Annotated in this window: 28 protein-coding genes; 15 read left to right on the top strand and 13 right to left on the bottom strand. The window is 58.7% G+C overall.

Annotation, left to right across the window (positions count from 1 at the left end; genetic code table 11):
- Positions 1-84: 84 nt before the first annotated feature.
- Positions 85-270: a hypothetical protein gene (locus LYZ69_04485; protein MDV3277708.1), complete on the top strand. Its 186-nt coding sequence runs from the start codon at positions 85-87 to the stop codon at positions 268-270.
- Between the two features lie 46 nt (positions 271-316).
- Positions 317-463, top strand: coding sequence for a hypothetical protein (locus LYZ69_04490; GenBank protein ID MDV3277709.1), 147 nt, complete (start codon positions 317-319; stop codon positions 461-463).
- A 4-nt stretch (positions 464-467) separates the two neighbouring features.
- On the opposite strand, the gene LYZ69_04495 is transcribed toward LYZ69_04490, so the two are convergent.
- From LYZ69_04495 to LYZ69_04505, 3 genes are all read right to left on the bottom strand, one after another.
- Complete coding sequence (locus LYZ69_04495) at positions 468-1,121, bottom strand: MBL fold metallo-hydrolase (protein MDV3277710.1); 654 nt, start codon at positions 1,119-1,121, stop codon at positions 468-470.
- 13 nt (positions 1,122-1,134) lie between these two features.
- Positions 1,135-1,716 carry a proteasome subunit beta gene (locus LYZ69_04500; protein ID MDV3277711.1) on the bottom strand — a complete coding sequence of 194 codons (582 nt, stop codon included), beginning with the start codon at positions 1,714-1,716 and terminating at the stop codon, positions 1,135-1,137.
- An 84-nt stretch (positions 1,717-1,800) separates the two neighbouring features.
- On the bottom strand, positions 1,801-2,832 hold the full coding sequence (locus LYZ69_04505) for an RNA 3'-terminal phosphate cyclase (GenBank protein ID MDV3277712.1): 1,032 nt from the start codon (positions 2,830-2,832) through the stop codon (positions 1,801-1,803).
- Positions 2,833-2,917: 85 nt separating this feature from the next.
- On the opposite strand from LYZ69_04505, the gene LYZ69_04510 reads away from it, so the two are divergent.
- Genes LYZ69_04510 through LYZ69_04520 form a run of 3 tightly spaced genes read left to right on the top strand, consistent with a single transcriptional unit; the run spans position 2,918 to position 5,386 of the window.
- A complete protein-coding gene (locus LYZ69_04510) occupies positions 2,918-3,454 on the top strand; it encodes a nicotinamide-nucleotide adenylyltransferase (protein ID MDV3277713.1) in 537 nt (178 codons plus the stop codon).
- Positions 3,447-4,547 carry an alanine--glyoxylate aminotransferase family protein gene (locus tag LYZ69_04515; protein MDV3277714.1) on the top strand — a complete coding sequence of 367 codons (1,101 nt, stop codon included), beginning with the start codon at positions 3,447-3,449 and terminating at the stop codon, positions 4,545-4,547. Before LYZ69_04510 ends, LYZ69_04515 begins: the two co-directional genes overlap by 8 nt.
- Before the next feature lie 38 nt (positions 4,548-4,585).
- On the top strand, positions 4,586-5,386 hold the full coding sequence (locus tag LYZ69_04520; GenBank protein MDV3277715.1) for a peptidylprolyl isomerase: 801 nt from the start codon (positions 4,586-4,588) through the stop codon (positions 5,384-5,386).
- Here LYZ69_04520 and LYZ69_04525 read toward each other — a convergent pair.
- Positions 5,383-6,423 carry an NAD(P)-dependent glycerol-1-phosphate dehydrogenase gene (locus tag LYZ69_04525; GenBank protein MDV3277716.1) on the bottom strand — a complete coding sequence of 347 codons (1,041 nt, stop codon included), beginning with the start codon at positions 6,421-6,423 and terminating at the stop codon, positions 5,383-5,385. The two genes, LYZ69_04520 and LYZ69_04525, sit on opposite strands and share 4 nt — an antisense overlap.
- Before the next feature lie 234 nt (positions 6,424-6,657).
- Here LYZ69_04525 and LYZ69_04530 point away from each other — a divergent pair, with 234 nt between their 5' ends.
- Together LYZ69_04530 and LYZ69_04535 are read left to right on the top strand one after the other, a co-directional pair.
- Positions 6,658-7,329 carry a proteasome subunit beta gene (locus tag LYZ69_04530; GenBank protein ID MDV3277717.1) on the top strand — a complete coding sequence of 224 codons (672 nt, stop codon included), beginning with the start codon at positions 6,658-6,660 and terminating at the stop codon, positions 7,327-7,329.
- Positions 7,330-7,332: 3 nt separating this feature from the next.
- Positions 7,333-9,246 (top strand): beta-CASP ribonuclease aCPSF1, encoded by a 1,914-nt coding sequence (locus tag LYZ69_04535; GenBank protein MDV3277718.1) that lies wholly within the window; start codon positions 7,333-7,335, stop codon positions 9,244-9,246.
- Here LYZ69_04535 and LYZ69_04540 read toward each other — a convergent pair.
- Both LYZ69_04540 and LYZ69_04545 read right to left on the bottom strand, forming a co-directional pair.
- Entirely contained in the window at positions 9,240-9,539 is a 300-nt protein-coding gene (locus LYZ69_04540; protein MDV3277719.1) for a cell division protein SepF, read from the bottom strand. The genes LYZ69_04535 and LYZ69_04540 overlap by 7 nt on opposite strands.
- 236 nt (positions 9,540-9,775) lie before the next feature.
- Positions 9,776-10,255, bottom strand: a complete 480-nt coding sequence (locus LYZ69_04545) for a hypothetical protein (GenBank protein MDV3277720.1) — start codon at positions 10,253-10,255, stop codon at positions 9,776-9,778.
- Between the two features lie 62 nt (positions 10,256-10,317).
- Between LYZ69_04545 and LYZ69_04550 the strand changes: the two genes are divergently transcribed.
- The 4 genes from LYZ69_04550 to LYZ69_04565 are packed head-to-tail and all read left to right on the top strand — an operon-like array spanning position 10,318 to position 12,428.
- The gene (locus LYZ69_04550) at positions 10,318-10,548 is read left to right on the top strand and encodes an RNA-binding protein (GenBank protein MDV3277721.1); all 231 of its coding nucleotides are present in this window, start codon (positions 10,318-10,320) and stop codon (positions 10,546-10,548) included.
- A 49-nt stretch (positions 10,549-10,597) separates the two neighbouring features.
- A complete protein-coding gene (locus tag LYZ69_04555) occupies positions 10,598-11,263 on the top strand; it encodes a hypothetical protein (protein MDV3277722.1) in 666 nt (221 codons plus the stop codon).
- Entirely contained in the window at positions 11,263-11,958 is a 696-nt protein-coding gene (gene rpiA, locus LYZ69_04560; GenBank protein ID MDV3277723.1) for a ribose 5-phosphate isomerase A, read from the top strand. The genes LYZ69_04555 and rpiA overlap by 1 nt, the downstream gene beginning before the upstream one ends.
- Before the next feature lie 41 nt (positions 11,959-11,999).
- Complete coding sequence (locus tag LYZ69_04565; protein ID MDV3277724.1) at positions 12,000-12,428, top strand: ferredoxin family protein; 429 nt, start codon at positions 12,000-12,002, stop codon at positions 12,426-12,428.
- On the opposite strand, the gene LYZ69_04570 is transcribed toward LYZ69_04565, so the two are convergent.
- Positions 12,415-13,479 (bottom strand): LAGLIDADG family homing endonuclease, encoded by a 1,065-nt coding sequence (locus tag LYZ69_04570; GenBank protein MDV3277725.1) that lies wholly within the window; start codon positions 13,477-13,479, stop codon positions 12,415-12,417. The two genes, LYZ69_04565 and LYZ69_04570, sit on opposite strands and share 14 nt — an antisense overlap.
- A 103-nt stretch (positions 13,480-13,582) precedes the next feature.
- Here LYZ69_04570 and LYZ69_04575 point away from each other — a divergent pair, with 103 nt between their 5' ends.
- From LYZ69_04575 to LYZ69_04585, 3 genes are read left to right on the top strand one after another with little or no spacing between them, the layout of a single operon-like run.
- Positions 13,583-14,455: a DMT family transporter gene (locus tag LYZ69_04575; protein ID MDV3277726.1), complete on the top strand. Its 873-nt coding sequence runs from the start codon at positions 13,583-13,585 to the stop codon at positions 14,453-14,455.
- Between the two features lie 43 nt (positions 14,456-14,498).
- Positions 14,499-14,882, top strand: coding sequence for a hypothetical protein (locus LYZ69_04580; protein MDV3277727.1), 384 nt, complete (start codon positions 14,499-14,501; stop codon positions 14,880-14,882).
- A 1-nt stretch (position 14,883) separates the two neighbouring features.
- Positions 14,884-15,669 carry a proteasome assembly chaperone family protein gene (locus LYZ69_04585; GenBank protein ID MDV3277728.1) on the top strand — a complete coding sequence of 262 codons (786 nt, stop codon included), beginning with the start codon at positions 14,884-14,886 and terminating at the stop codon, positions 15,667-15,669.
- On the opposite strand, the gene LYZ69_04590 is transcribed toward LYZ69_04585, so the two are convergent.
- Positions 15,666-17,117, bottom strand: a complete 1,452-nt coding sequence (locus LYZ69_04590) for an RtcB family protein (GenBank protein MDV3277729.1) — start codon at positions 17,115-17,117, stop codon at positions 15,666-15,668. The two genes, LYZ69_04585 and LYZ69_04590, sit on opposite strands and share 4 nt — an antisense overlap.
- A 590-nt stretch (positions 17,118-17,707) precedes the next feature.
- Positions 17,708-18,130: an archease gene (locus LYZ69_04595; protein MDV3277730.1), complete on the bottom strand. Its 423-nt coding sequence runs from the start codon at positions 18,128-18,130 to the stop codon at positions 17,708-17,710.
- Positions 18,131-18,192: 62 nt separating this feature from the next.
- Here LYZ69_04595 and LYZ69_04600 point away from each other — a divergent pair, with 62 nt between their 5' ends.
- Positions 18,193-18,942 (top strand): lipoate--protein ligase family protein, encoded by a 750-nt coding sequence (locus LYZ69_04600; GenBank protein ID MDV3277731.1) that lies wholly within the window; start codon positions 18,193-18,195, stop codon positions 18,940-18,942.
- Here the strand turns inward: LYZ69_04600 and LYZ69_04605 are convergent.
- The 4 genes from LYZ69_04605 to LYZ69_04620 form a co-directional block, all read right to left on the bottom strand.
- The gene (locus tag LYZ69_04605; GenBank protein ID MDV3277732.1) at positions 18,928-20,121 is read right to left on the bottom strand and encodes an aminotransferase class I/II-fold pyridoxal phosphate-dependent enzyme; all 1,194 of its coding nucleotides are present in this window, start codon (positions 20,119-20,121) and stop codon (positions 18,928-18,930) included. The two genes, LYZ69_04600 and LYZ69_04605, sit on opposite strands and share 15 nt — an antisense overlap.
- A gap of 31 nt (positions 20,122-20,152) precedes the next feature.
- Entirely contained in the window at positions 20,153-21,121 is a 969-nt protein-coding gene (locus LYZ69_04610; GenBank protein ID MDV3277733.1) for an NAD-dependent epimerase/dehydratase family protein, read from the bottom strand.
- A gap of 43 nt (positions 21,122-21,164) precedes the next feature.
- Positions 21,165-21,395, bottom strand: coding sequence for an Lrp/AsnC ligand binding domain-containing protein (locus LYZ69_04615; protein MDV3277734.1), 231 nt, complete (start codon positions 21,393-21,395; stop codon positions 21,165-21,167).
- An 89-nt stretch (positions 21,396-21,484) separates the two neighbouring features.
- Complete coding sequence (locus tag LYZ69_04620; protein MDV3277735.1) at positions 21,485-22,579, bottom strand: M20/M25/M40 family metallo-hydrolase; 1,095 nt, start codon at positions 22,577-22,579, stop codon at positions 21,485-21,487.
- Positions 22,580-22,770 lie beyond the last annotated feature (191 nt).

Below are 22,770 nucleotides of genomic sequence, written 5' to 3' on the forward strand. Positions count from 1 at the left end.
GCTCCATGGGCAGATGATGAACTCGCGACGATACCGAGTCAAAACTTGCTACGCTTAATAGAGTCTCGAGGTCTTGGAGGCCTGATGGCCAAGAGCGTGAAGGTTCACGACGACACGCACAGAGTGCTCAAGCGTATGAAGGAGAGCAGGCGGAGCAAGAGCATGGACGAGGTCATCAGGGAGATGATCAGGCAATCGACCGGCACTGCGGTCGAGAAGACCCAGGCCAAAGGGAGAGCAGCCGAACTCACCTCCTACATGAATGGATGATCAGGTAAGACAGAAATACGCACTTCGAGGGAGCATCGAGATATCCATGGTCAAGTTCGACGGCATAATCGGCAAGGCATTGCTGACTGTCACGGAGAAGGAGAACGAGCTCACACTCGTGTTCGCCGACAACAGGTTCCTGTTCGTGACGCTCGAGGGCGGCAAGATGAAGTCCGTGAGCGTGCCGGAGTAGGAGCTTACTCCTTCTCCAGTATCTCTACGGCGCGCTTCCCTTCGAGTAGCTTCTTGAACCTCTCCGCGTCGGCCCTCGTGCCAACGATTTTGCCGTAGTGCATCGGCACAGCGACCTTGACCTTCATCGCCTTCGCTGCCTCGGCTGCCTCGTCCGCTGTCATCACGTATGTGCCCGACACCGGCAGCAGCGCAACGTCCACGTCGAGCGCCTTCATCTCGGGTGTCGCGTCGCTGTCTCCGGCGTGGTAGAACCTCACTCCGTCCAATGTGACGATGTAGCCGACTCTTCCATCTGCCTTGGGGTGGAAGACCTTGCCCGGCTCCCTGAACTTGTTCAGGTTGTAGGCGGGGATGGAACCCACGGTCGCTCCTTCTATTTCCAACGTGTCGCCGGGGGCGATGAACTTCTTACTGCCGCCGAGTTTCTTCAGCGGCTCCTCGCAGATCTTGGGAGCGACGATGGTTGTGGAAGGTGACGAGAACCGCTTGATGTCGTCCTCACTGAGATGGTCGGAATGCTCGTGCGAGATGAGGAGTATGTCCGCCTTGAAGTTTCCCTGCGCCTTGAAGGGGTCAATCACTATGGTCTTGGAGCCCTGCAGGACGAAAGAGTCGTGCCCGAGCCAGTGGACCTTGACGCCGCCGTAAGACCACAAGTTCTGGCCCTCTCTACAGGTTCAGCGATTCCTCTCTGATTCCTGAGCGGTCGAGGATGAGTATGTCGACTCCATTTCCGCTCATCGCGTCCCTGGCCACAGCCGCCTTTATCGCCGAGACGGCGAGGTCCCTCGCCTCCTTCTGGGACATGGCCGGGTTGTAACCAGCCTCAATCACTCCTATGGCCATTTCTTCACCAGTCCCCACCGTGGCGTACTGGTCGGGGATGACGCTCCCAAGTGGGTCTAGGACGTAGACGACTGGCTTGTCGCCGTATCCGCCCAGAATGACCTGGGTCAGTAGTGGGGCGAACCTGTTCTCGAACATGAGGGTCGACATCAGCTTCGCCACGGAGTTCGGCTTCATCGGCCTCCTTGACTCTAGCTCCTTGAGCTTGGCGTACACTGCCACCTGTCTCGCAAGGTTCTGCATATCTGCGACCATTCCAGCGCAGACAGCTCCGACAGTTTCCGTCAATCTGAAGACCTTCCTGCCAGACTTGCTTACAACGTAGTTGCCGAGCGTGATTCTCCTCTCCGCGCCGAGAATCACCCCATCCTTGTAGGCGATGCCGACAGCTGTCGCTCCTGGCATGTAAGCTTCATACGACACTATGAGTTCCTCTCATGCCCAGCGGAAAGACCCACCTTTTTAGAGGTTGTGCTCGGAAATCTTGTTTTAGGACGACACCGACAAGATGAAAGAAGACCCTTCCTTGTCGACCCGCCATTCGCACCCTGTGAAGAGCTTCGCCACGTAGAGGCTCGTCCTGAGATGGAGGCTCGCCTCCGGTATCCTCAGCCTCGACTCCGCCTTCGAGATTGCCAGGATGGGGGCGACCATGTCGGCGAGGTTCGAATCAACGCAAGCGCCTGACTGATATGCACTGAGGAAACGGCTCGCTGCCTCTGAGCCCACGACCTCTGCCCTCTTCCCCCTCGAGCCAATCGCGTCAGCCCCGAGCAGCCTGTCAGGGGAAACCTCGTGCACAAGTATTGACGACCCAGGCGAGTCCGATTCCCCTTCTACCACCGAGGATTTTCCCACGCTCACACCACTCGCCCTGAGCGCCGAGGTTGCGGAATCGAGTTGCCTCTGAGCGACGTGCCTGGGCAGGCTGCTGCACCTGCTCACCAGAGCGACAGACCTCCCGCCGGCCGCCTCTGTCATTACCAGCGGCCTCGGCGATGCGCACGGCTCGATGTCGACGCTTACCCTTCCACCCCCCTTGGGGTAGTATCCCCTCTTGTAGGCTTCCGCTGTGAACCGGATGCCGATTCTGGAGAACGCCTCCCTGACCACCGTGGCAAGGTAGTCATAGGTGGGGCTCCACGGAACGTCCGTCCCGCCGACAAGGTCGAGTCTGATTCCAGCACCCGAAAGCGAGGCGGCTGGGATTACGGCCTGAAGGACGAGAGTGATGCTCGCCGCTGTCCCAAGGTCGAAGCTGAGAGTTGCTCCCTCGGCGGTCCCTGGGAAGAAATTCACCTCTGTCGAGCCGACGTGCGCACCCTCCAACCTGCCGCCAGATACGGACCTGAGGATTTCGAGGGAGGCCGCGTGCTGCCTCCTGAGGCCCGGAACCTCTCTTCCCGACCTGATTTTGGTAACGTGAATCGGTCTGTTCTGGATTATCGAGAAGGCAGCGGCTGTTCTGAGGATCTGCCCACCTCCTTCGCCGTACGAGCCGTCCACCTCGACTGTTTCCACGGGCCGGGTCTGAATCCCTCGGAGGATAAGAAATGCGGCCCATTCTCTTATATAGCGCCCGCAGGTCGGCCGAAATCGGATGGGCTTGCGGGTCGGACTACTTGTCGGCCGCTTCCAGCCGTTTCATCATGGTCACCTCGCGGCAGTGAAGTTCGCGATGAAACGCGTGGACTATCTCTACGTCGTCGTCGGCAGCGCGCAAAGGAGCCATGAAAGAGACAACCCATTCACAGCCGGCGAAAGGATCGAGATGATCAAGAGCGCGCTGGACGGGAACGGGGTCGACCCCTCGAAGTGGATGGCGATTCCAATCGTCGACTCGGATTCGCACTCGGTCTGGGTCTCCTCCTTAGAATCCATGGTGCCAAAGTTCGACGTTGTGTTCACCAATGACTCGCTGACATTCCTCCTCTTCAAGGAGGAGGGCAGGGAGGTGAAGGCGGTCCCATACTTGGACAGGGAGCGGTACTCCGCCACGAACGTCAGGGACAGGATACTCGAGCGGAAGGACTGGGAGAGCCTCGTTCCAGCCCAAGTCGCCAAGCTTGTCAAGGAGTTCGGAGGGGTGGAGCGCGTGAGAGAGCTGAAGAGGAAGGAACTCTCGGGCGAGAAACATGAGTGACAAGCAGAAGCTGATCATGCTGCCGGGCCCGACCAACGTCTCGGAGAGGGTGATGCGGTCAATGCTCGGTCCAATCATCAACCACAGAGGGGACACTTTCCGCGAACTCTACAAGGGACTGCTGGACAAGACCAAGCATCTCTTTCAGACAGAGCAGGACGTGCTCGTCTTCTCTTCCTCAGGGACGGGAGGGGTGGAGGCCGCAGTTTGGAACATAATCAGGCCAGGGGACGTGGCGGTCGTACCTGTCTTCGGCGAGTTCAGCTCCAGGCTGGCGAAGACCATAGGGCTTGCGGGCGGCAAGGCTGTCGAGGTGAAGTCGGAGTTCGGTTCTGTGCCTCCCCTCAAGGAGCTCAAGGAAGCGATGGACAAGCAGGGGAGATTCAAGGCCCTGTTCTTGGTCCACAACGAAACCAGCACGGGCGCGGCCGTGCCCTATGTCGAAGAGGCATCTAGGCTCGCTAGGGAGCACGGCGCATTCGCGGTCATTGACGCAATATCGAGCCTTGGGGGCTACTCAATCCCTGTAGACAAGTGGGGCATTGACGTGTGCATCACTGGGAGCCAGAAGTGCATTGCCGCGCCGCCGGGCCTCGCACTTCTTTCCGTGAGCAAGAAGGTGTCCGAGTACCTCAAAAAATCCCCACCGCTGACGCGATACTTCGACATCCCGCGTTACCTAGAGTGTGGGGTTAGGGGAGAGACGCCCTTCACGCCAGCCCTGCCCCTGTTCTACGCGCTGGACGAGGCGCTGAAGGAACTCCTCGAAGAGGGTCTGGCAAAGCGAGTGGAGAGGCACGACAAGATGTCGGTCGCGTTCTACCGCGGCATGGCCGAGCTTGGGTTGAAGCAGGTCGCGGCCGACGAGGTCAGGTCAAAGACTGTGGTCGCTACGTATTATCCTCAGGGGGTCGTAGACGCAGAGTTCAGGAAGTCGATGGCGCACGACATGGACGTCGTGATTGCTGGAGGCTTCGGTCCTTTCGCTGGCAAAGTCTTCAGGATTGGGTGCATGGGACAAATCAACCAAGGGCACGTCGACAGGACGCTGAAGGCAGTGAAGGAGACGCTGAAGAAATTCAAAGCGTCGTGAAAGTCTATAAACCAATACTGGAGGGCAGGTGAAAGTTCATGACGCTTCAAAAGGGCACTCTCATCTTCGCCAACTACACAGCGAAAGTCAAGGACACTGGAGAAGCAATAGAGTCGACTTTGGAGGAAGAGGCAAAGAAGCTCAACATCCACGATGCCACAAGAAAATACGAGCCAAGGCTGATCGCCGTTGGGGAGGGATGGGTGATCGGCGGCCTGGACGACGAGGTCATGAAGATGGACGTTGGACAGAAGAAGCAAGTTGAGCTCACTCCTGACAAGGCTTTCGGACAGAGAGACCCGACGCAGCTAAGGATGATACCACTGAGGAAGTTCGGAGAGCGGGCGCACGAACTCACCGTGGGCGACTCTGTCGACGTGGATAACAGGGTCGGGGTGGTGAGGTTCATAGGTTCCGGCCGTGCCCAAGTCGACTTCAACCACAGGCTTGCTGGAAAGAACGTGGTCTACGACTTCGAGGTTGTAAGGAAGGTGGAGACTGACAGCGATAAGGTCAGAGCTCTCATCGACAGGAGGTTCGGCGGCGAAGGAGCCAAGGTCACGTTCTCGATGAAGGAGAGCGAGCTCGACGTCGAGATCCCCGAGGAGCTGTTCCTCCTAGACGGCCTGCAGATAATAAAGAGAGGAATCTCTACGGATATCTTCAAGTTCCTCCCTCACGTGGCCAAAGTGACCTTCGTCGAGAGGTTCGCGAGCAAGAAGGCCGAAGAGAAGAAAGTAGAGCCGAAGGCCGCGAAGGCAGAGGCACCTGAGGCGCCCAAAACCGAGGTTCCAAAGCCTCGACAGAAGAAGAGGGCTGCGGCCTCTAAGAAAGCTTAGACAACTCCGGTGGACTCGGCCAGTTCGAGCGCCTCCTTTCTGCCGAGCCTCGTTCTGGAGAGAATCGTGTACCTCTCAGGCCTTATGGAGCTTGCTTTCATGAGCGCCTCGACCACCTGATCGTCCTTCACCCCGATCTCGGAGGCACGGGTGGGGGCGTGCACGATTTTCAGAGCGGACCTGACCAATGCCCAGTCGCCCCTCTGTAGCTTCGCCATCATGATGGTCCCAATGCCGCACTTCTCACCGTGTAGTCCGACCCCCGGGGCGACAAGGTCTAGGTAGTGGCTGAACAGGTGCTCTGACCCGCTGCACGGCCTCGAGCTGCCCGCAATCCCAGCCGCCACTCCGGCGCTTATCAGTCCCTCTACGAGGTCCCTGACGCTGTTCTTGTCATACCTCCCCATCTTCCTGGAACCCTCGATGACAACCTTGGCGCTCATCAGGGCGAGGTTGGCCGCGTAGCTCCCGTAGTACTCGCCTGTCACCTTGTGGGCCAGCTGCCAGTCATTCACAGCGGTGAGCTTAGAGACGAGGTCCCCGCACCCAGCTGCGAGTAGGCGTCTTGGCGCTGACGCGATGATGTCTACGTCGGCGAGAATGCCGACGGGAGGCTTCGCCTTCACCGAGTAGGGCCTGTCCAGGCCTTTAAGCGAGGCGAACGGGCTTGAGATTCCGTCGTGCGAGGCGCTCGTCGGCACTGAGTAGAAAGGAAGCCCCTTTCTGAAGGCTGCGAGTTTCCCTACGTCGACGCTCTTTCCTCCGCCTATGCCAATGATGCAGCCTGTGTCCGAGGCAGACGCCATCACCTTCCTGACGTTGGGCAAGTCGGCGGCAGAGACTTCGACCCAGCTTGTTCTGCCCCTGAGTGTCCGGTCGACCTCCCTCTTGACCTTCGACTGGACGTTAGCCCCGGCGGCTATTACGACCTTCCTTCTCCCTGCCGAATCGCTGATGAACTCTGCGAGCTGAGAGAGCACTCCCTCGCCGATCAGGACCTTCGTCGGGAGCTCCATCAGGTGGAAGTGGGAAGCCACGCGGCGTCAAGCCAGCCGAGTCAATTTAAGGTGATTGAGGGTCGGCGCTCCAGCCGCGTGACCGTGAAGGCCCGGACACGCTTGTAGAGACAGCGCGTCGGACGCTTCCGAATTCCACTCTTCGACTCTCGAAGCGTGTGAAAGGTGAGAGTTGTTCACCGAAGCCCCTCGAAAGATTAAATAAGGAACGGCGGTCACGGGCGATTCGTCCGTTCTGGAAGGTTTGTCCGTCAAATGTCAAGAGAAACCAAAGGGATGAGTGGAAAGGCGCTCGGGTCTGCCATATACCATGGCACGACGACTGTCGGGCTTGTCTGCTCCGACGGCGTCGTGTTGGCCACAGACACGAGGGTGACAGCGGGAGGTTTCATAGCCCACAAGAGGGGGAAGAAGCTTCTCAGAATCGACTACAACCTTGCGATGACCATCTCCGGGGGCGTGGCAGACGCGCAGAACGTGGTTGACACGCTCAAGTACTACACGAACATCTACACGATGGAACGGGGCAGGCCAATGCCCGTAAGGTCCGCAACCCAGATCGTCTCGAACATGCTCTTCTCTGCAAGGCTGTACCCGTACATCGCCGACGTGCTCGTCGGAGGAGTGGACAACGGCGGAGGCTCGATATACCACGCAGACATCTTTGGGTCGATGAACCAGGAAAAGGTCGTGGCAACGGGTAGCGGTTCGCCCGTCGCCTACGGCGTACTAGAGGCGGAGTTCAAGGAGGGGGTCCCAGTCGCTAAGGCTTATCCTCTTGCCGCAAAGGCGATAATAGCAGCGATGAGGAGGAACGTGGCCACTGGAGACCACTTCGACATCGCGCTGATCGACAAGAGCGGATTCAGGGAGATAACCGAGCAGGAGAAGGACAAGCTCCTTGCTCAGTTCACGAATCACAGTTAGGGTTTGGAACAGAAGACAAACGGCGTCAACACGATGAGTACCATACTGAATGGTATCCCAGCGGACGCTCAGATCACGCGAATAGAATATGAGGGGCCGAGGATTGCGCTGTACACGAGGAATCCGGCCTTCCTCCACAAGAACAGTTACGTCATATCAGAGATTGTCAACACGCTGAAGAAGAGGGTGGTCACGAGGACTGAGAAAGCAATCAGGAAACCAGAAAGCGACGCCAGGAGCATCATGGAGAGGCTGGTGCCGCCGGAGGCGGGTGCGAGCACATACTTCTTCGACGACGCGCTGGGCGAGATTACAATTGAGGCGAACAACCCCAAGGTGCTGTCTCAGGAGGCAGGCTTCGACTTGGGGAACGCAATGGACCAGACGGGATGGAAGGTGAAGGTGAGGAAGGCTCCCCACATCCCGTCGACGGCGATCCAGAACGTCTACTACACGATGAAGGCTGAGAGCGACACTAGGGAGAAGTTCTACAGGGAGCTGGGCGAGGCAATCTTCAGGCCCAGGATGACCTCGACAGAGCACGTCACGATTAAGACGCTCGGTGCTTTCCAAGAGGTCGGAAGGTCGTGCCTCCTCGTCGAGACCGCGGAGAGCAAGGTCCTGCTCGACTGCGGGATACACCCAGGGAGCAGGTACGCGTGGGACGCGTATCCCAGGCTGGACTGGGCGGACGTGTCGCCCGGCGAGCTGGACGCGATTGTGATAAGCCACTCGCACCTCGACCACATGGGCTTCCTGCCGGCCATGTTCAAGTACGGCTACGACGGCCCCGTATACTGCACAGAGCCTACGCTTCCGCTGATGACGCTATTGCAGAACGACTTTGTGAAGATTGCCCAAATCGAGGGTGGCAGGCTGATCTACGACCAGAAGGACATCAGGGACGAAGTGGCTCACACCATCACCCTGCCGTATGGCCTCGTGACAGACATAGCCCCCGACGTCAAGCTCGTCTTCAACAACGCCGGGCACATCCTCGGCTCGGCCACGGTGCACCTTCACATTGGCGAGGGGGCCCACAACATAGTCTACACGGGCGACTACAAGTACGGGAGGACGCAGCTCTTTGACTCGGCCACGTGGAACTATCCGAGGGTCGAGACGCTGATCACGGAGAGCACCTACGGGGCGAAGGAGGACATAATGCCAATCCGAGAGGAGGTGGAGATGAACTTCATCAACGCCATCAACAGCATCCTCAAGGGAGGCGGGAAGGTGCTTATCCCGATACCTGCCGTGGGAAGGGCGCAGGAGATTCTTCTCGTCCTGGACCAGTACATGAGGAACAAGGTTCTGGTTGAGGCGCCTGTCTTCACCGAAGGGATGATATCCGAGGCGACAGCGATCCACGTCTCCTACGCAGACTACCTCTCGAGGGAACTGAGGACGAAGATACTGGAGGAGGGCGTCAACCCGTTCACCTCAGAGTACTTCACGGAAGTGGAGCACCCGTCTGACCGGGAGGAGGCGTACAGAGAGGGGCCAGCGATCATCATGGCCACGTCGGGTATGCTAGAGGGAGGCCCGGTGCTTGACTACTTCGAGAACATCGCCCCTTCGGAGAAGAACAAGATAATCTTCGTCTCGTACCAGGTCCAGGGCACCATGGGCAGGAGGGTACTGGACGGAAGCAGCCAGGCCAGCCTCATGGACCAGAGCGGCAAGATCAAGATCGTGGACGTCAGGTGCGGAGTCCAGAAGGTCGAGGGCTTCAGCGGCCACAGCGACTACAACCAGATCATCAGGTTCATCGGCAAGTTGAGGCCGAAGCTGCAGCAGGTGCTGGTGAACCACGGCGAGAAGAGGAAGACGGAGAACCTCGCTTACGCCATCAACAGAATATACAGGATTCCTACGCTGCATCCGGCAGTCCAGGAAGCGATAAGGGTCTACTGAAGGCCGCGCCAGATCTTCACGCCGGGCGGGGCTATCACGATTCTCTCGTCTCCCAGCCTCGCGATGTCGCCTCCCACAGAAGTGGCGAACTCGTAAAGCTGCTCGACCGACGACTTCAGCTCCTCGAGGCTCTTCTGTGCCAGCGGCGTTACCTTCAGGATCACTATCGTCTTGTTCGTCACGTCTTCCTGGATCTTGGGAATGTCCTCGACACTCCTGAGAGCGAGGGCCTTCAAGAGTATCTCCTTGCCCTTCGCCTCCATCTTCTTCTCCTGTATCAAATTCGAAGACATCTCTTGTCTTCTTCCCATTCGAACCCGCCACTCATTATTAAAGATGAACTGCGTTGGGCGCGACAGAATTAGTCGCTATGTGAATTTGTTAGACCCTTTGGTAGAGATTACTTGCTAAGGGGCGGGAGGGTAGGCTGAAAGTGTCGGAGGCCAAGCTCTCGCATGGTTTAGGGTCGTCTAGTGATATGGCGCATCTGTAGTCAGACAGCATTCTGCCACTTGGACCGTAGTGACTCTCAGATCTTCTTGTAGAGGTTCCAGTACCTGTCACCAACGTGGTGCAGGTTCTTCAGGCAGACACCCTTGGACATGGTCTGCGCCTCGTCGCTGCTGACAGTCGACTGCCCGACTGCTATCGCCCTCATCTTTTTCTCCTCCTTCACTACGACTGTCCTGCCGGTGGCACCCCAGGGCTCGAATGTTCGTACGCCTGGCCGCATGACATCAGCGCCGTTCAGCATGAACCTGATCGCCCCTTCGTCGACCGTGGCGGAGGGGAACAGGGCCAAGGCGCGCGGGGAACCGAGGAACGGGAAGAAGACGTCGCCCGGGTGGACGAACGTGAGGTCGTCGAAGTGGACGAAGATGACGCCATCCTCCGGCTCCTCGCAGCTGGCCTGGGCAGAGCGGGGCAGATTGAGGTTCACTGCCAACGACGATTCTATCTTGCCGATCATCTCCGCTGAATCGTGCCTTGAAATGACCCACTTCTTCATTCGATGCCGACCATCCCACTGCTTAAATAAATCCATCCGAGACGGCGGGAAAGGCGAAGGTTTTGTCAGTAGACATGGCTGTGAAGGTGCTCGATGAGAGCGTGGGGAAGGTCGTGCTCATCAAGCTGAAGGGTGGGAAGGTCATCAGGGGCACGCTTCAGGGGTTCGACCAGCACATGAACCTCTCTCTGGAGAAGGCGGAGGAGGTCGCAGAGGACGGCAAGTCCAACAGCCTAGGCACGTTGATAGTCAGGGGAGACAACATAATCATGATTTCCCCGCCGCCAAGCTGACTCTTGTTTTAATACGGAGCAAGCCAAAGCCGCAAGGAGGAATATCTGAATGGTCGACCTGGTCACAGCATTGGCTGCGGGCGCAGGGGGCGCCCTTGCCGGGGTGGCGGTCGCATACTTTGTCTTCTTCGGCCGCCCTAGGAAAGCGCAAGCTGAGGTCCTGGTGAGAGAGCCGGACGGCAGCCTGAGAAGCTCCTCGGTAACGCAAACTCAACTCGAACGCTCCAGGCGCGAGATGAGGACGATGATGGTCGAGAGGGACCTGCTCTCTTCGGCACTGATGAAGGTCTACGAGGCAGAGACCGAGGGGAGGATAACCAAGGAGGAGAGGGAGATGATAGCGAAGAGGTACGCCGACCAGCTGAAAGAGGTCCAGGGCAAGATGAAAGATGTCGAGCTGGTCGTGGAGGTCGGCGAGCTCGAGAAACTAAGGGAGGAACTGGTCAGCCTGTTCCAAGAGAAGATACAGAACATAGAGGCGAGGCTCGACCAGGCAAAGGAAAGGCTCGGGGCTGTCGCTCCGCTGGCAGTCAAGAAGGAGCCAGTTGCTCGGATCGAGCGCAAACCGGAACTCGAGAAGGTGGTTGAGAAGAAGGCGAAGCCCGAGATATCCGAGTCCGAGAGGAGGGTGAAGGAGATAAGAAACGAGGTAATGGAGGCCCTCACTAGGCTCGAGCAGATAGATATAGAGAAGAAACAGCAGCAGGAAACCTGATGGACAAGCTGAAGCAGGCTATCAGGGCGGTTGCGGAGGAGCTCGCAGGGCGCATCCAGGCGGGCGCAACGCTCGGCCTTGGGAGCGGTTCGACTGTGGCCGCCCTCCTCGACGAGCTCTCGCCGTTGCTCAAGAAAGCGGGAGGGATGACCGGCGTCACCACGTCGACCCAGATTGAAACGGTGGCGGCCAAGAACGGCATCGAGATTGTGCCTTTCAGGGGCTCGGTGGACCTGGTTCTGGACGGTGCGGACCAGGTAGACTCCGAGCTGAACCTGATCAAGGGAGGGGGAGGGGCGTTGCTGAAGGAGAAGGTCTTGATGAGCGGCGCGAAGAGCATAGCCATAGTGGCCGGGGAGCACAAGTTCGCGGGCAGACTGTGCGAGAACGGCGTCGTCGTGCCAGTGGAGGTATTCCCGCTCGCGAGGCAGAGCGCCAAGGCGCGACTGACGGAGCTCGGAGGAAGGCCGGAGGAGAGGCTCCTCCCGAAGGGGTATCCGTACTTCACCGAAAACGGAAACCTGATCCTCGACACTGCGTTCCCGCCGATCAAGAACCCGCGCGAGTTGGAGGTCATGGTGAAAACTGTCCCCGGTGTTGCAGAGGTTGGCATCTTCACGTTCAAACCGATAACAGTCTTCAGACTGAGCGACGACGGCAGTTACGACGAGCTGAAAAGACTCGGCCCGAAGTAGTGCTTATATCAGGGCCTTTGGCGCCGATTTTCGCCAGCAAGATGACAAGAGACGTAGGTTACAAGTCAGCGCCAATAGATCCGAACTTCCTTTCAAAGCCAGACCAATTCCCGGTCACTGGAGACCATAACGGGCACAAGGTCAGGGCAGCGGGGGCCCAGAGAATGGACGGCGAGGGGAAGCCATACCCGACGGCCCACGGAATCCACGGCACTGCGGTTGCTGTCGACTGGGAGTCTTGCGTGGCGGACGGCGTGTGCATGGACGTCTGTCCAGTGTTCGTGTTCGAATGGATACTGAACCCGGGCCAGGCAGGGACTGGGAAGGATAAGGTTCTAGAGCCAAATAGCGACGAATGGAATGCGTACAGGTCGGACAAATCTGAACCCATCAGGGAGGCCGACTGCATCTTCTGCATGGCTTGTGAGACTAGCTGCCCTACGCAGTCGATTAAGATTACCCAACCCTAGAAGGGTGGGTCTTCAAGAACTCGGTCCGAGCAAGTGCAACGAACTGATCTACATCCTGTCGAATCTGGGACCGGATTGCCTGCACTTGACTCTGGATTCTTGAATAGGGCAGGCCCTTGGTCACCGATGATGCGAGTTCTGCTTTCTGAACCTTCTCAGGGTGTGAGGGTCTAACCCTCTGAAGTAACGCTTGGACCCTCTCGAGTCCGAACACCGAAAGTTGCCAGTAATCATGTCGGTGGATTATTCCGTACTTCTTAGTTCTGTAACCCTCCGACTTGTTGATTCTCAGACTCGAAACATAACCAAGTCCTGCCAGATTCAGTTTGACCCATTCCAGCAGCGACTTGTCGGAACCGTAGTAGTCTAGGAATAGTGCGACATATCCCCTGTTATCTCGGGTTATCACGATGGATCCGTCTGAATCCAGAAGGCCTGCCAAGAAAGCAAACAACGTGCTTTCCTCGGCCTGCACCCATGAAAGAACTTCATCCGGATTCGCGAGGAGAAAGCCAAACGTGTCATCCAGGATGACGCTCAGGTTCCACTCAAACGTCTGAGTGTCTTCCTTGTACCGTGAATGCTGATAGACATGCCCATAAGGTCCAAGGCAGCTTCGGAACAGCTTCACCATAGCGGGATGCGTAGTGCTCGTCGAAACCCTCACTACTCCTCGCCAAGGCTTTGACGCCGAAAGGTCTCCGCGTCTTAATCCGAGAAGGTACGCCTTGTCCTCGTCGGTCCCGTCGAAGGGCTTCCGCTCGTACTTCCTCCGCTTCTCCCTGATGGCCTTCAGCCTGGACTCCTCGAAGGGCCTGGCGCTGACCCCGAGCTGCCTGCAGACCCACGAGGTGTAACCGCTCGTCTTGTTGCCGACCAGTTTCGCGATGTCGTTGAGCGAGAGGCCCATCGAGTTGTGCAGCTGGTCCAGGAAGAGGCGGAGCTCATCCCTCTTTTCCCCGTCGAGGTTCCTGATGCTCAGGTTGCTGGTCCTGCGGAGCGAGAGCAGATCCTCCTGCTCGGCGCTGAGCGGCGGTTGCTGCGAAAGCAAGTGGAGACGAACATTGTCCGAGGTTAGTTGGCGTCGTCCTATAATCGGATACGACGCAACTACATACGAGCCCCTTAAAGAGAATGAACGCGTGGCGGCGGGGTTGGCTAGCGCCCGCGGCTACGTCCCGCTGATAGTCCTCAGCGTGATCTGGGGTCTCGCCTTCGTGGCGATCAGGAGGGCAGACTTCGAGCTCAGCTGGGAGAACCTCACTCTCCTGAGGTGGATGTTGGTCAGCGCGTGCTTCTTGGCGCTCTACCCATTCATAGGCAAGTCGAAGGTGCCCCTGGAGAGGAGGGACATCCCGAGGCTGCTTGTCGTCTCCCTGGCCAATGTCGCTGTCTATCACCTGTCGCTGAACTTCGCAGAGAAGACAGTCTCTGCGTCACTCTCTGGCCTCCTGATCTCCCTTGGTCCTGTTTTCACGGTCATCCTGTCGACAATCCTGCTGAAGGAGAAGGTCGGAAGAAGGCTCGGTTTCGCCGTCGTCCTTGCCCTGGTTGGCGCCGTCCTGATATCCCTCCCAGACATGGACCTGGGATTCGCAACGATGATCGGCCCTCTCGCGGTCGTCATCGCGGCCTTTGCCAACGGCGTCTACGCTGTAGTATCGAAACCTCTCGTCACCAAGTACGGAGCGTCCCCGGTGGCGATATGGGCCTCCCTGGTGGGAACCGCATCAATCCTCCCTCTCGCTTCTGGGAGTCTGATTCAGGAGGCGTCCGCCCTTTCATTCGGCGGTTGGGTTTCAGTACTTTACCTCGTGGTCTTGAGCACCGTAGTCGGGAACCTGATCATCTACACCCTGATAGGGAGGCAGCCAGTCTCCAGGCTCGGTGTCCAGCTCTACCTCATCCCCCTGGTCAGCGTCATCGGCGGGATACTCATCCTGGGGGAGACGATCGGCGTCCTGACCGTGCTCGGGGGCGCCTTCCTACTGATGGCAGTCGGAATGACAACCACCATCAGGCGATGATTCGGAAGCGTTTTATTGAGAGAGGAAAGAGGAGCCTTCGACCTTGGAAGAGGACGCTGAGCTGAAGATTATCGAGCAGAGGAAGATGGAGCAGATGAAGAAGAGGCTCACCGCGTCCGCACCCCAAAAGCCTGAGAAGGCAGAGAAGCCGTCGAGACAGACAGTAGAGGAGATGCTCTTCGACAGGGGAGACGAGGTCCTCGATGCAGCCTATTCGTTCTTCCCGGAACAGACAGAGAGGATTGTGGAGGAGCTGGCGAGGATGATCAGGGACGGCAGGCTCAAGGAGAAGGTGTCTGGAGGCGAACTACTCTCTGTGTTCAGGCAGCTGGGCCTCAGGTTCAACCTCAAGACCTCGATAAAAGTCCAGGAGAGAGGCAAGTTTGTGGAGCTCAGCGAGAAGTTGAAGCGCAGGGAGGACGAGTGACGTGCCTGCCGCGTCTGCCTCGACCAAGGGAGTCCAGCAGAGGGTCCTGTCCGTCCCGAGGGCGAAGAACCCCGTGCTCGTCTGCGGCCTCCCGGGCAGCGGATACGTGGGGAAGCTAGGTGCAGACCACCTGATTGACGTGTTCAAGGGGAAGAAGGTGGCTGAATACAGCTGCGACAGCTTCCCGCCTCAGGTCAACGTGAAAGAGGATGGGACTGCAGAGCCGCTGAAGGCAGTGCTCTTCTACGCCCGTCTCAGGAAGGGGCGCGACCTCTTCATCTTCACCGCTGACGCGCAGCCGATGACGTCAGAGGGCGAATACGAGCTCTCGGACGCTGTCGTATCTTTCGCGAAGAGGTGCGGTGTGAAAACGGTCTACACGCTCGCCGCCTACATCACCGGAGCCTTCTCAAACACGCCCAAGGTCTACGGCGCTGGTACGTCGAAGGCGATGCTCGACAGAATAGCTGACAAGGGAGTCACGCTGATGAAGGACGGAGGCATCAGCGGCATGAACGGACTCCTCATAGGCGTGGCTGCCCTTCGGGGCATGGAAGGCGCGTGCCTGCTCGGCGAGACATCGGGATACCTCGTCGACGCTGCTGCGTCAAAGTCGGTACTGGAGACGCTCTCGAAGATCATCGGAGTCCCCGTCGATACGACGAAGCTCAAGGAGAAGGCGGAGGAGACGCAGAAGGTGATCAGCCAGCTACAAGGGATGGCGGAGCAGACCCGCGAGAGCGCAGCGCCGCCGAGAAGGGAGCCCAGGCCCGGCTACATCAGCTAGCCCTTGATGTTGCCAATCGGTCTAAGCGCGACGACCTTCTTCGAGATCCCCGCCCTACTCATCGTCTCCACGACTTCGGATATGTCCTTGTAAGCAAAGCCCGCCTCCTCGGCAAGGCCGTCCATCGTCGTCGCCCTCACGTAGATACCCCTGTCGAGCATCCTCCTCTGGAGTTCGTTCCCCCTAACCATGTTCTTTGCCGCGGTCCTAGACATCGTCCTCCCCGAGCCGTGCGCCGTCGAGCCGAAGGTCTCCTCCATCGCCTTCGCAGTGCCGATGAGCAAGTACGAACCGGTCTCCATTGAACCGCCAATGATGACGGGCTGCCCGACCTGCCTGTAGGGCGCAGGGATGTCCGGGTGGCCGGGCCCGAAGCTTCTCGTCGCCCCCTTCCTGTGCACGAGCACGTCTGCGCTCGACCCGTCGATAGCGTGCCTCTCGACCTTCGCCACGTTATGACAGACGTCGTAGATGAGGTGCATGTCCATCGCCTCAGCGTCCCTGTGGAACACCTTGCTGAACGCCTCCCTCACCTTCTGGACAATCACCTGCCTATTGGTGAAGGCCATGTTCGCGGCGCAGACCATCGCTCCGTAGTAGTCCTTCCCCTCCTTGGACGAGAAGGGGGCGCACGCGAGCTCCCTGTCCCGCACCGAGATGCCGTACCTCCTCATCGCGGTGTCGAAGACCCTGAGGTAGTCGCTTCCTATCTGGTGGCCGAAGCCCCTGCTCCCGCAATGGACCATTACGACAACCTGGTCGTCGTGGACGATTCCGAACTGCTTCGCGAGGTCGGGGTCCAAGAATCTCGCAGGATCCACGACCTGAATCTCGAGGTAGTGGTTGCCCGAGCCCAGCGTCCCTAGCTGGTCTATACCCCTGTTCGTGGCCTGCCTGCTCACCTTGGAGGGTTCAGCGCCCTTGATGAAGCCGCCCTCCTCGACGTGGGAAGGGTCGTCCTCCCAGGCGAGTTCGTTCTCCGCGCACCACTTGACTCCGAACTTCATTATCTCGTCGAACTGAGATTCACTCACCCTGAGGGTCCCCTTGACGCCGACCCCAGCCGGGACGAGGCGGAACATCAGGTCCACCAGCTCCTTGACCTTCAGCTTCACCTCCTCAAACCTCAGGTTTGTGCGAATCAACCTCATGCCGCAGTTTATGTCGAATCCGATTCCGCCAGGAGATATCACCCCTTTCTCGAGGTCGAAGGCCGCAACCCCTCCGATGGGGAAGCCGTAACCCCAGTGTGCGTCAGCCATCGCGTAGGCGTACTTGACGATGCCCGGCAGGGATGCCACGTTGGTCACCTGCTCGATGACGCCATTGTCCATGTGGTCGAGCAGCTGCTTTGTGGCGTAGATTCTCGCCGGGACCCTCATGCCCTCCTTGTAGCTCGTCGGAATCTCCCATGAAACTTCAGTTACCTGCTTGAATGTGCCTGCCACTGGCAACGAAAATCACCGATTCGGTGCCGCTAGCCCTGCTTTGATTCTTTAAGTGTTTGGGCACGGGGCTCTGTCAAGTTGACGGGCCACGATTGGAGTTGTCAACATTCGGGCCATGCGCCTAATCGAAGTCATCTGTTCAGGTTGCCGACGTTGACTTCAGGGGTTGGGCCGATTATTCCGCAAGCTGTTGGCGCCGTAGGGTTGGTCAGGACGGATACGGCGGAAGATGGAGGCCCTGTCTTGAAGGATTGAAGTGAAACCCAGACTTGAGGGAGGTCATATGAAACGTAAAACACCCAACTTCCCGTCGAATCTGGGTTGGTATTGGCGACGGGGGGTTCGTTGGAATCCTCGTAGAGGTAAATCGTTTGACCCTGAGGCGCGGTTCCGCAGACCATCACTATAGAATGCTGGGCCGCATAGAGTTGAGAGGAGAAGAGCCATCCAGTCAGGACAAGAAGAATAATGATTGCGCCGATTCCAGCCTTTTCTGAGAGTTCCACTACTCGGCCTTCATGGCCCGACGCCTTACAACCTTTGCTGTGGCCCATCAACTTGACAGAGCCGGGCACGGTTCGGTCGGGGAATCAGATGTCTAGGACGACCGTTGCCTTCCAGCCCCTGCCCTCTCGTCTGACGCCGAACATGTGCATCGTGACAGCCTTCACGTCGTTCCTCAACCCGTGCTTCAGGCGGTTGATCTTCTCTCCTGCCAACTTCGCTTCGAGCCTGCGGCCGCTCCGCTCTACTCGGACCTCGGCGTCCTTGACCAAGAAGAGGTCAACGTCCTTGCGGATGATCAGGTCGGTCAGGAAGTCGTAGAGGAGCCTGTCGAGGTCCTCGGCCTCGAGTCGCAACGTGCTTGTCTTGCGCCGGGCCAGAGTCTGCCTGTCCACCATCACCTCCGTGAGCGCTGCCGCTGCATCCTTGAACAGGCCTGAGACCGAGGTGGAGGTCACCTCGAAGGCTACGTCTGCGAGCGCGACGTCTGGCAGGAACCGGAATGGCATGGGCTGCGGCTCGCAATGGCAGGTTGAAAACCCTTAACGCCCGCACAGGCTCGCCCTGCCCGTTGAAGGGCAGGCTCCTGGACGTCACTCTCGGGGACCCTTACTCGAACCTGGCGGCGGAGGAGGCGATCTTCAGGCTGATGAGGGTGCCCACGGTGAGGGTCTGGACCAACCAGAAGTCGGTTGTGATAGGGAGGGCGCAGCTGGCAAGCATGGAGACGGACATGGCGTACTGCGCAGAGCGAGGTTTTCCAGTGGTGCGGCGCTTCACAGCCGGTGGGGCGGTCTACAACGGACCGGGCAACGTCAACTGGTCGTTCTTCGCCCCCAAGGGGGCGCGGGGTTCGAGGGTTGCGTACTCTGCGGATGCAAAAGGTGTTTTCAGGACGTTTGCGGGCATAGTGGCGGACGCACTCTCTGCATGCTGGGTCTCAGCATCTTTCCAACCCCCCAACAGGATTGTCACAGAGAAGGGGAAGGTCTCGGGCATGGCTGCCTACATTACAAGCTCTGGGGCGGTCTGTCACGGAACGCTCCTCATGAACGCTGATGTCGACGAGGTGGAGAGGCTGACTAGGCCGCGAGAGGCCAAGGTCGAGAGGAAGTATCCGAGGAGCAACTTCGCCAGAGTTGCGAACTCTGGGGTCGGGAGGGACGGCTTCGTCAAAGCCCTGCTTGATGCAGCAGACTTCGACCATGAAGACGATACGCTGAGCAGGGAGGAAGAGGATTCTGTGGCGAGGCTCCTCGCGGAGAAGTACGGCACGGAGCGCTGGAACCTAGGAGACCCCTTCTCTCTAGATTATCTGTAGTTCCCTTCCGACCTTCTCGAAGGCAGCGATTGCGAAGTCTAGGTCGCTCCTGCTCAGGGCCGCGTTCATTATCGTCCTGATTCTCGCCTTCCCCTGGGCCACCATGGGGTACACTATCGGGAGCGCGAACACTCCCTCCTCGAACAGCCTGGAGCTCAGCTTCTTCGCCTTGCCGCTCTCCCCGACCATGACTGGCGTGATCGGCGTCTCACTCTTCCCTATGTCGAAGCCGAGGTCCCGCATTGCCTTCTTGAAGTGACGTGTATTCTCCCACAGCCTCTGGACGTGCTGTGGCTCGTGCTCGAGGACGTCCACTGCTGCGAGACACGCGGCAGCTACAGCCGGGGGGGCCGAGCCGCTCAGCAGCCAAGTCCTCGACTTGTTGTAAGCGAAGTTGATCAGGTCCCTGGAACCTGAGATGTGGCCGCCGACCACGCCGAATGCCTTTGAGAATGTCCCCATCTCGACGTGCACCATGTCTCTCGTCAGCTTGAAGTGAGACACTATTCCTCTCCCGCCGTCGCCCAGCACTCCTTCGCCGTGCGCGTCGTCCACGTAGACCATGGCGCCGTGCTCCTTGCCCACCTTCGCAATCCTGTCCAGAGGCGCGATGTCCCCGTCCATCGAGAAGACGCCATCTGTGATTATCAGGATGCGCCTGTAGGGTGTTGGCCGCTTCTCTGCCTCATCGAGGACCCTCGCCAAGTCTTCGGTGTCCGCGTGCTTGTAGACGCCGCGCTCAGCTCGCGAAAGCCTGACGCCGTCAATGATGCTGCCGTGGTTCAGTTCGTCGCTGATTATGATGTCGCCCTCGCCCGCCAGCTGGGGAATGAGCCCAGCGTTGGTCGCGAAGCCCGTCTGGTAGACGAGTGAGGCCTCTGCTCCCTTGAACCTCGCCAGCCTCCTCTCAAGCTCGACGTGTATGTCCATGTTTCCTGCAATTGGCCTGACAGAACCGGAACCAGCTCCGTGAGTCCTTACGGCGTTGATGGCCGCCTCCTTCAGTTTAGGATGGTTGCTCAGGCCCAGGTAGTTGTTCGAGCAGAACATCAGGACCTTCTTCCCGTCAACGACGCACCACGGGGCACTGGGGCCAGCGAGGACCCGGAGCCTCCATTCTATCTCCTGTCTGACCAGGTCGTCGTACTCTTGCTTAAGGAATGATGTCGGATCTCTCATATCACGTCGGCTCGGCCGTCAGGAGGCTGCCTTATCCGCTTTTCTTCGCAGGCCCGACCCGTTCGCCCAACTTCTCAACCATGTCCTTCGCCATCCTCTCCAGGTCGTACCTGTGCGACCACCCCCAGTCCCTCCGCGCCTCCTTGTCGTCTATGGACATCGGCCAAGAGTCTGCGATCTTCTGCCTGGAGTCTGGAGAGTAGGTGCAGTGGAAGGCCGGTATTCGCTTCCGGATCTCGGAAGCGAGCTCTCCCGCGGAGAAGCTGATCGCGGCTAGGTTGTAGCCCATGTGCCTCGGCGTCTTTGTCGGGTCCGCCTCCATTATCCTCACGGTCGCGTCCAGCGCGTCAGGCATGTACATCATCGGAAGCACGGTGTCCTCCCTGACGAAGCACTGGTAGTTCTCCCCACGGAGAGCGGCGTAAAAGATCGCGACTGCGTAGTCTGTCGTCCCCCCGCCCGGTGGCGTCATGCTGCTGATCAAGCCAGGGTAACGCAGAATCCTCGTATCCAGGCCGAACTTGAGGTAGTAGTAGTTGCAGAGGAGCTCGCCAGCCACTTTTGTCACGCCGTACATCGTGGTTGGGTTGAGCGCTGCCCCCTGAGGAGCCATCGAGCGCGGCGCGTCCGGTCCGAAGACCGCGATTGAACTCGGCCAGAAGACCTTGCTGACTCCTGTTGAGAGGGAGGCGTCAAGGACGTTCTTCAAGCCCTGCATGTTGACCTCCCACGCCAGCTGCGGATCCTTTTCGCCGACCGCAGACAGGACTGCGCCCAGGTGGTAGACGGTGTCCACTCCGTGCTTCTTGATCAAGCGTTCTATCGTCGCGCGTTCTTTCACGTCGAAAACCTCCTGCGGGCCCTCACCAAGTCCCTTCGCGTGCTCCAGATGGTGGACGCCGGCTACAACCTGAGAAGAACCGTACCGCTCCCTCAGTAGTGGCGTCAGTTCGGAACCAATCTGACCCGTGGCACCGGTCAAGAGAATCTTGGGTTTCATCTCGGCGGGTCCCGACGCTACGCTGTTTAAGCGTTGGCTGCCTCTACTTGAGGACCTTCATTGTGATTGTGGATACGACGCCCTCATTTGCTCTGAGTCTGTCAGAGATCGTTGCCTTCACCGCCTGGTCGTCCTTCCCTTCGACGATCACTAGGAGGTCGTATAGCCCATAGACTTGGTAGACGGCTTGGACTCCCGGCGCTCCCTTCAGCGCGGCGATGCTCCGCTCCTCGGCGCCTGGAGAGAGGTTGACAAGTACGACTGCCCGTTCCATTTCTCTCGAGGAAGCTCGGACATCCCGAGATTAAAGAGTATCCTGCGCTGTCTCGCCCGACACCGGGCCGGGTGTGAGAAGCGGGCGCATCACGTCTTTGCGCTCAGGGTGGCAACCTGCCTTATCGCCTCTTCCAAGACGCCTATGCTGTCCAAGTAGTCCCGGACAGAGACCTTCTCCTTGTCTGTGTGGGAATACTCCGAGTCCCCGGGGCCGTATGTTACGCACTGCGCATCCGTGGCGGAGGCAAGGGTGTTCATGTCGCCAGTCCCCGTCTTCCTGACCATCACTGGCTTCGCCTTCAGCTTGAGAATGATCGAGCGCTGGAAGGCCCTCGTGAGGATTGAGTTGGGGTCCGCCTCATAGGGCTCTGTCGCCTCGTCGAACTGCACTTCGACCGAGGTGGAGCCGTGGACTGATTTTCGGACGACCCCCTCGACCATCTCCATGCCTCGAGAACTCTTCATGCCAGGGGGTATTCTGATGTCGAAAGTCGCTTCGCAGGTGGGTGGGACGACGTTGTGATACGTTCCTGCCTTCATAAGTGTGGGCGAGACAGAGAGCGACCTGAAGTGGCTCGCCCCGACAGCGCTGCCTCTTTCGAGTTCCTTGAGGGCGTTAACGATGGAGTAGAATTCATCTAGGGCGCTAACGTGTGCCCATGAAGAGCCCGCGTGCCCGCCTCCCGTCTTGAGCACGACCCTCATGCTTACCCTCCCCCTGTATCCTATGGTGACTCGATCCGCTCCAGAAGGTTCACCGAAGATGGCGAACTTGTACTTCGTCCCGCTCCTTGTCAGCGTCTGAATCCCGAAGCCATCCCCCTCCTCGTCTGTAGCAGCCGCGAAGGTCATCTTGACGCCGGCGTCCCTTGCCCTGGCGCCTGCGATTAGCAAGGCGCAAAGGGGAGACTTCGCGTCGACAGCTCCCCTCCCGTGGACGAAGCCAACTTCAGATTTCACATCAAGCCTTCCGGGGATTGTGTCCATGTGCCCGCAGAGAAGAAGACTGATTGGTCCCCTGCCAACTTCTCCAATTACGTTACCCGCCCTGTCGACCCTGACCTTGGAGTAGCCAAACTCCTTCATGCGGGCTCTGATGTAAGAAGCGAGCCTCCCCTCCTCCCCGGTGGGAGAGTAGATTCTGAGCGCCCCCATGAGAAGCGCGACTGGGTCGATGGCCAAACGCTCATCTTCTCTGGATAAGGACCGAGGAGTCAACCACTCCTTTTGGGAATCCTTCCACCGTCGCCGCAGCTGTGTTCTTGATCTCCATCGTGTTGTTCACGTCGCGAACCACCGGCCCTCTCTCCACGTCCAACAGGCCCACGTCAACGAATTTCGCGCATGGAGCTTCTGCGGCCTCCGGCGACAGG

Source organism: Nitrososphaerales archaeon, from assembly GCA_032906765.1.
Lineage (GTDB): Archaea > Thermoproteota > Nitrososphaeria > Nitrososphaerales > Gagatemarchaeaceae > DASPPF01.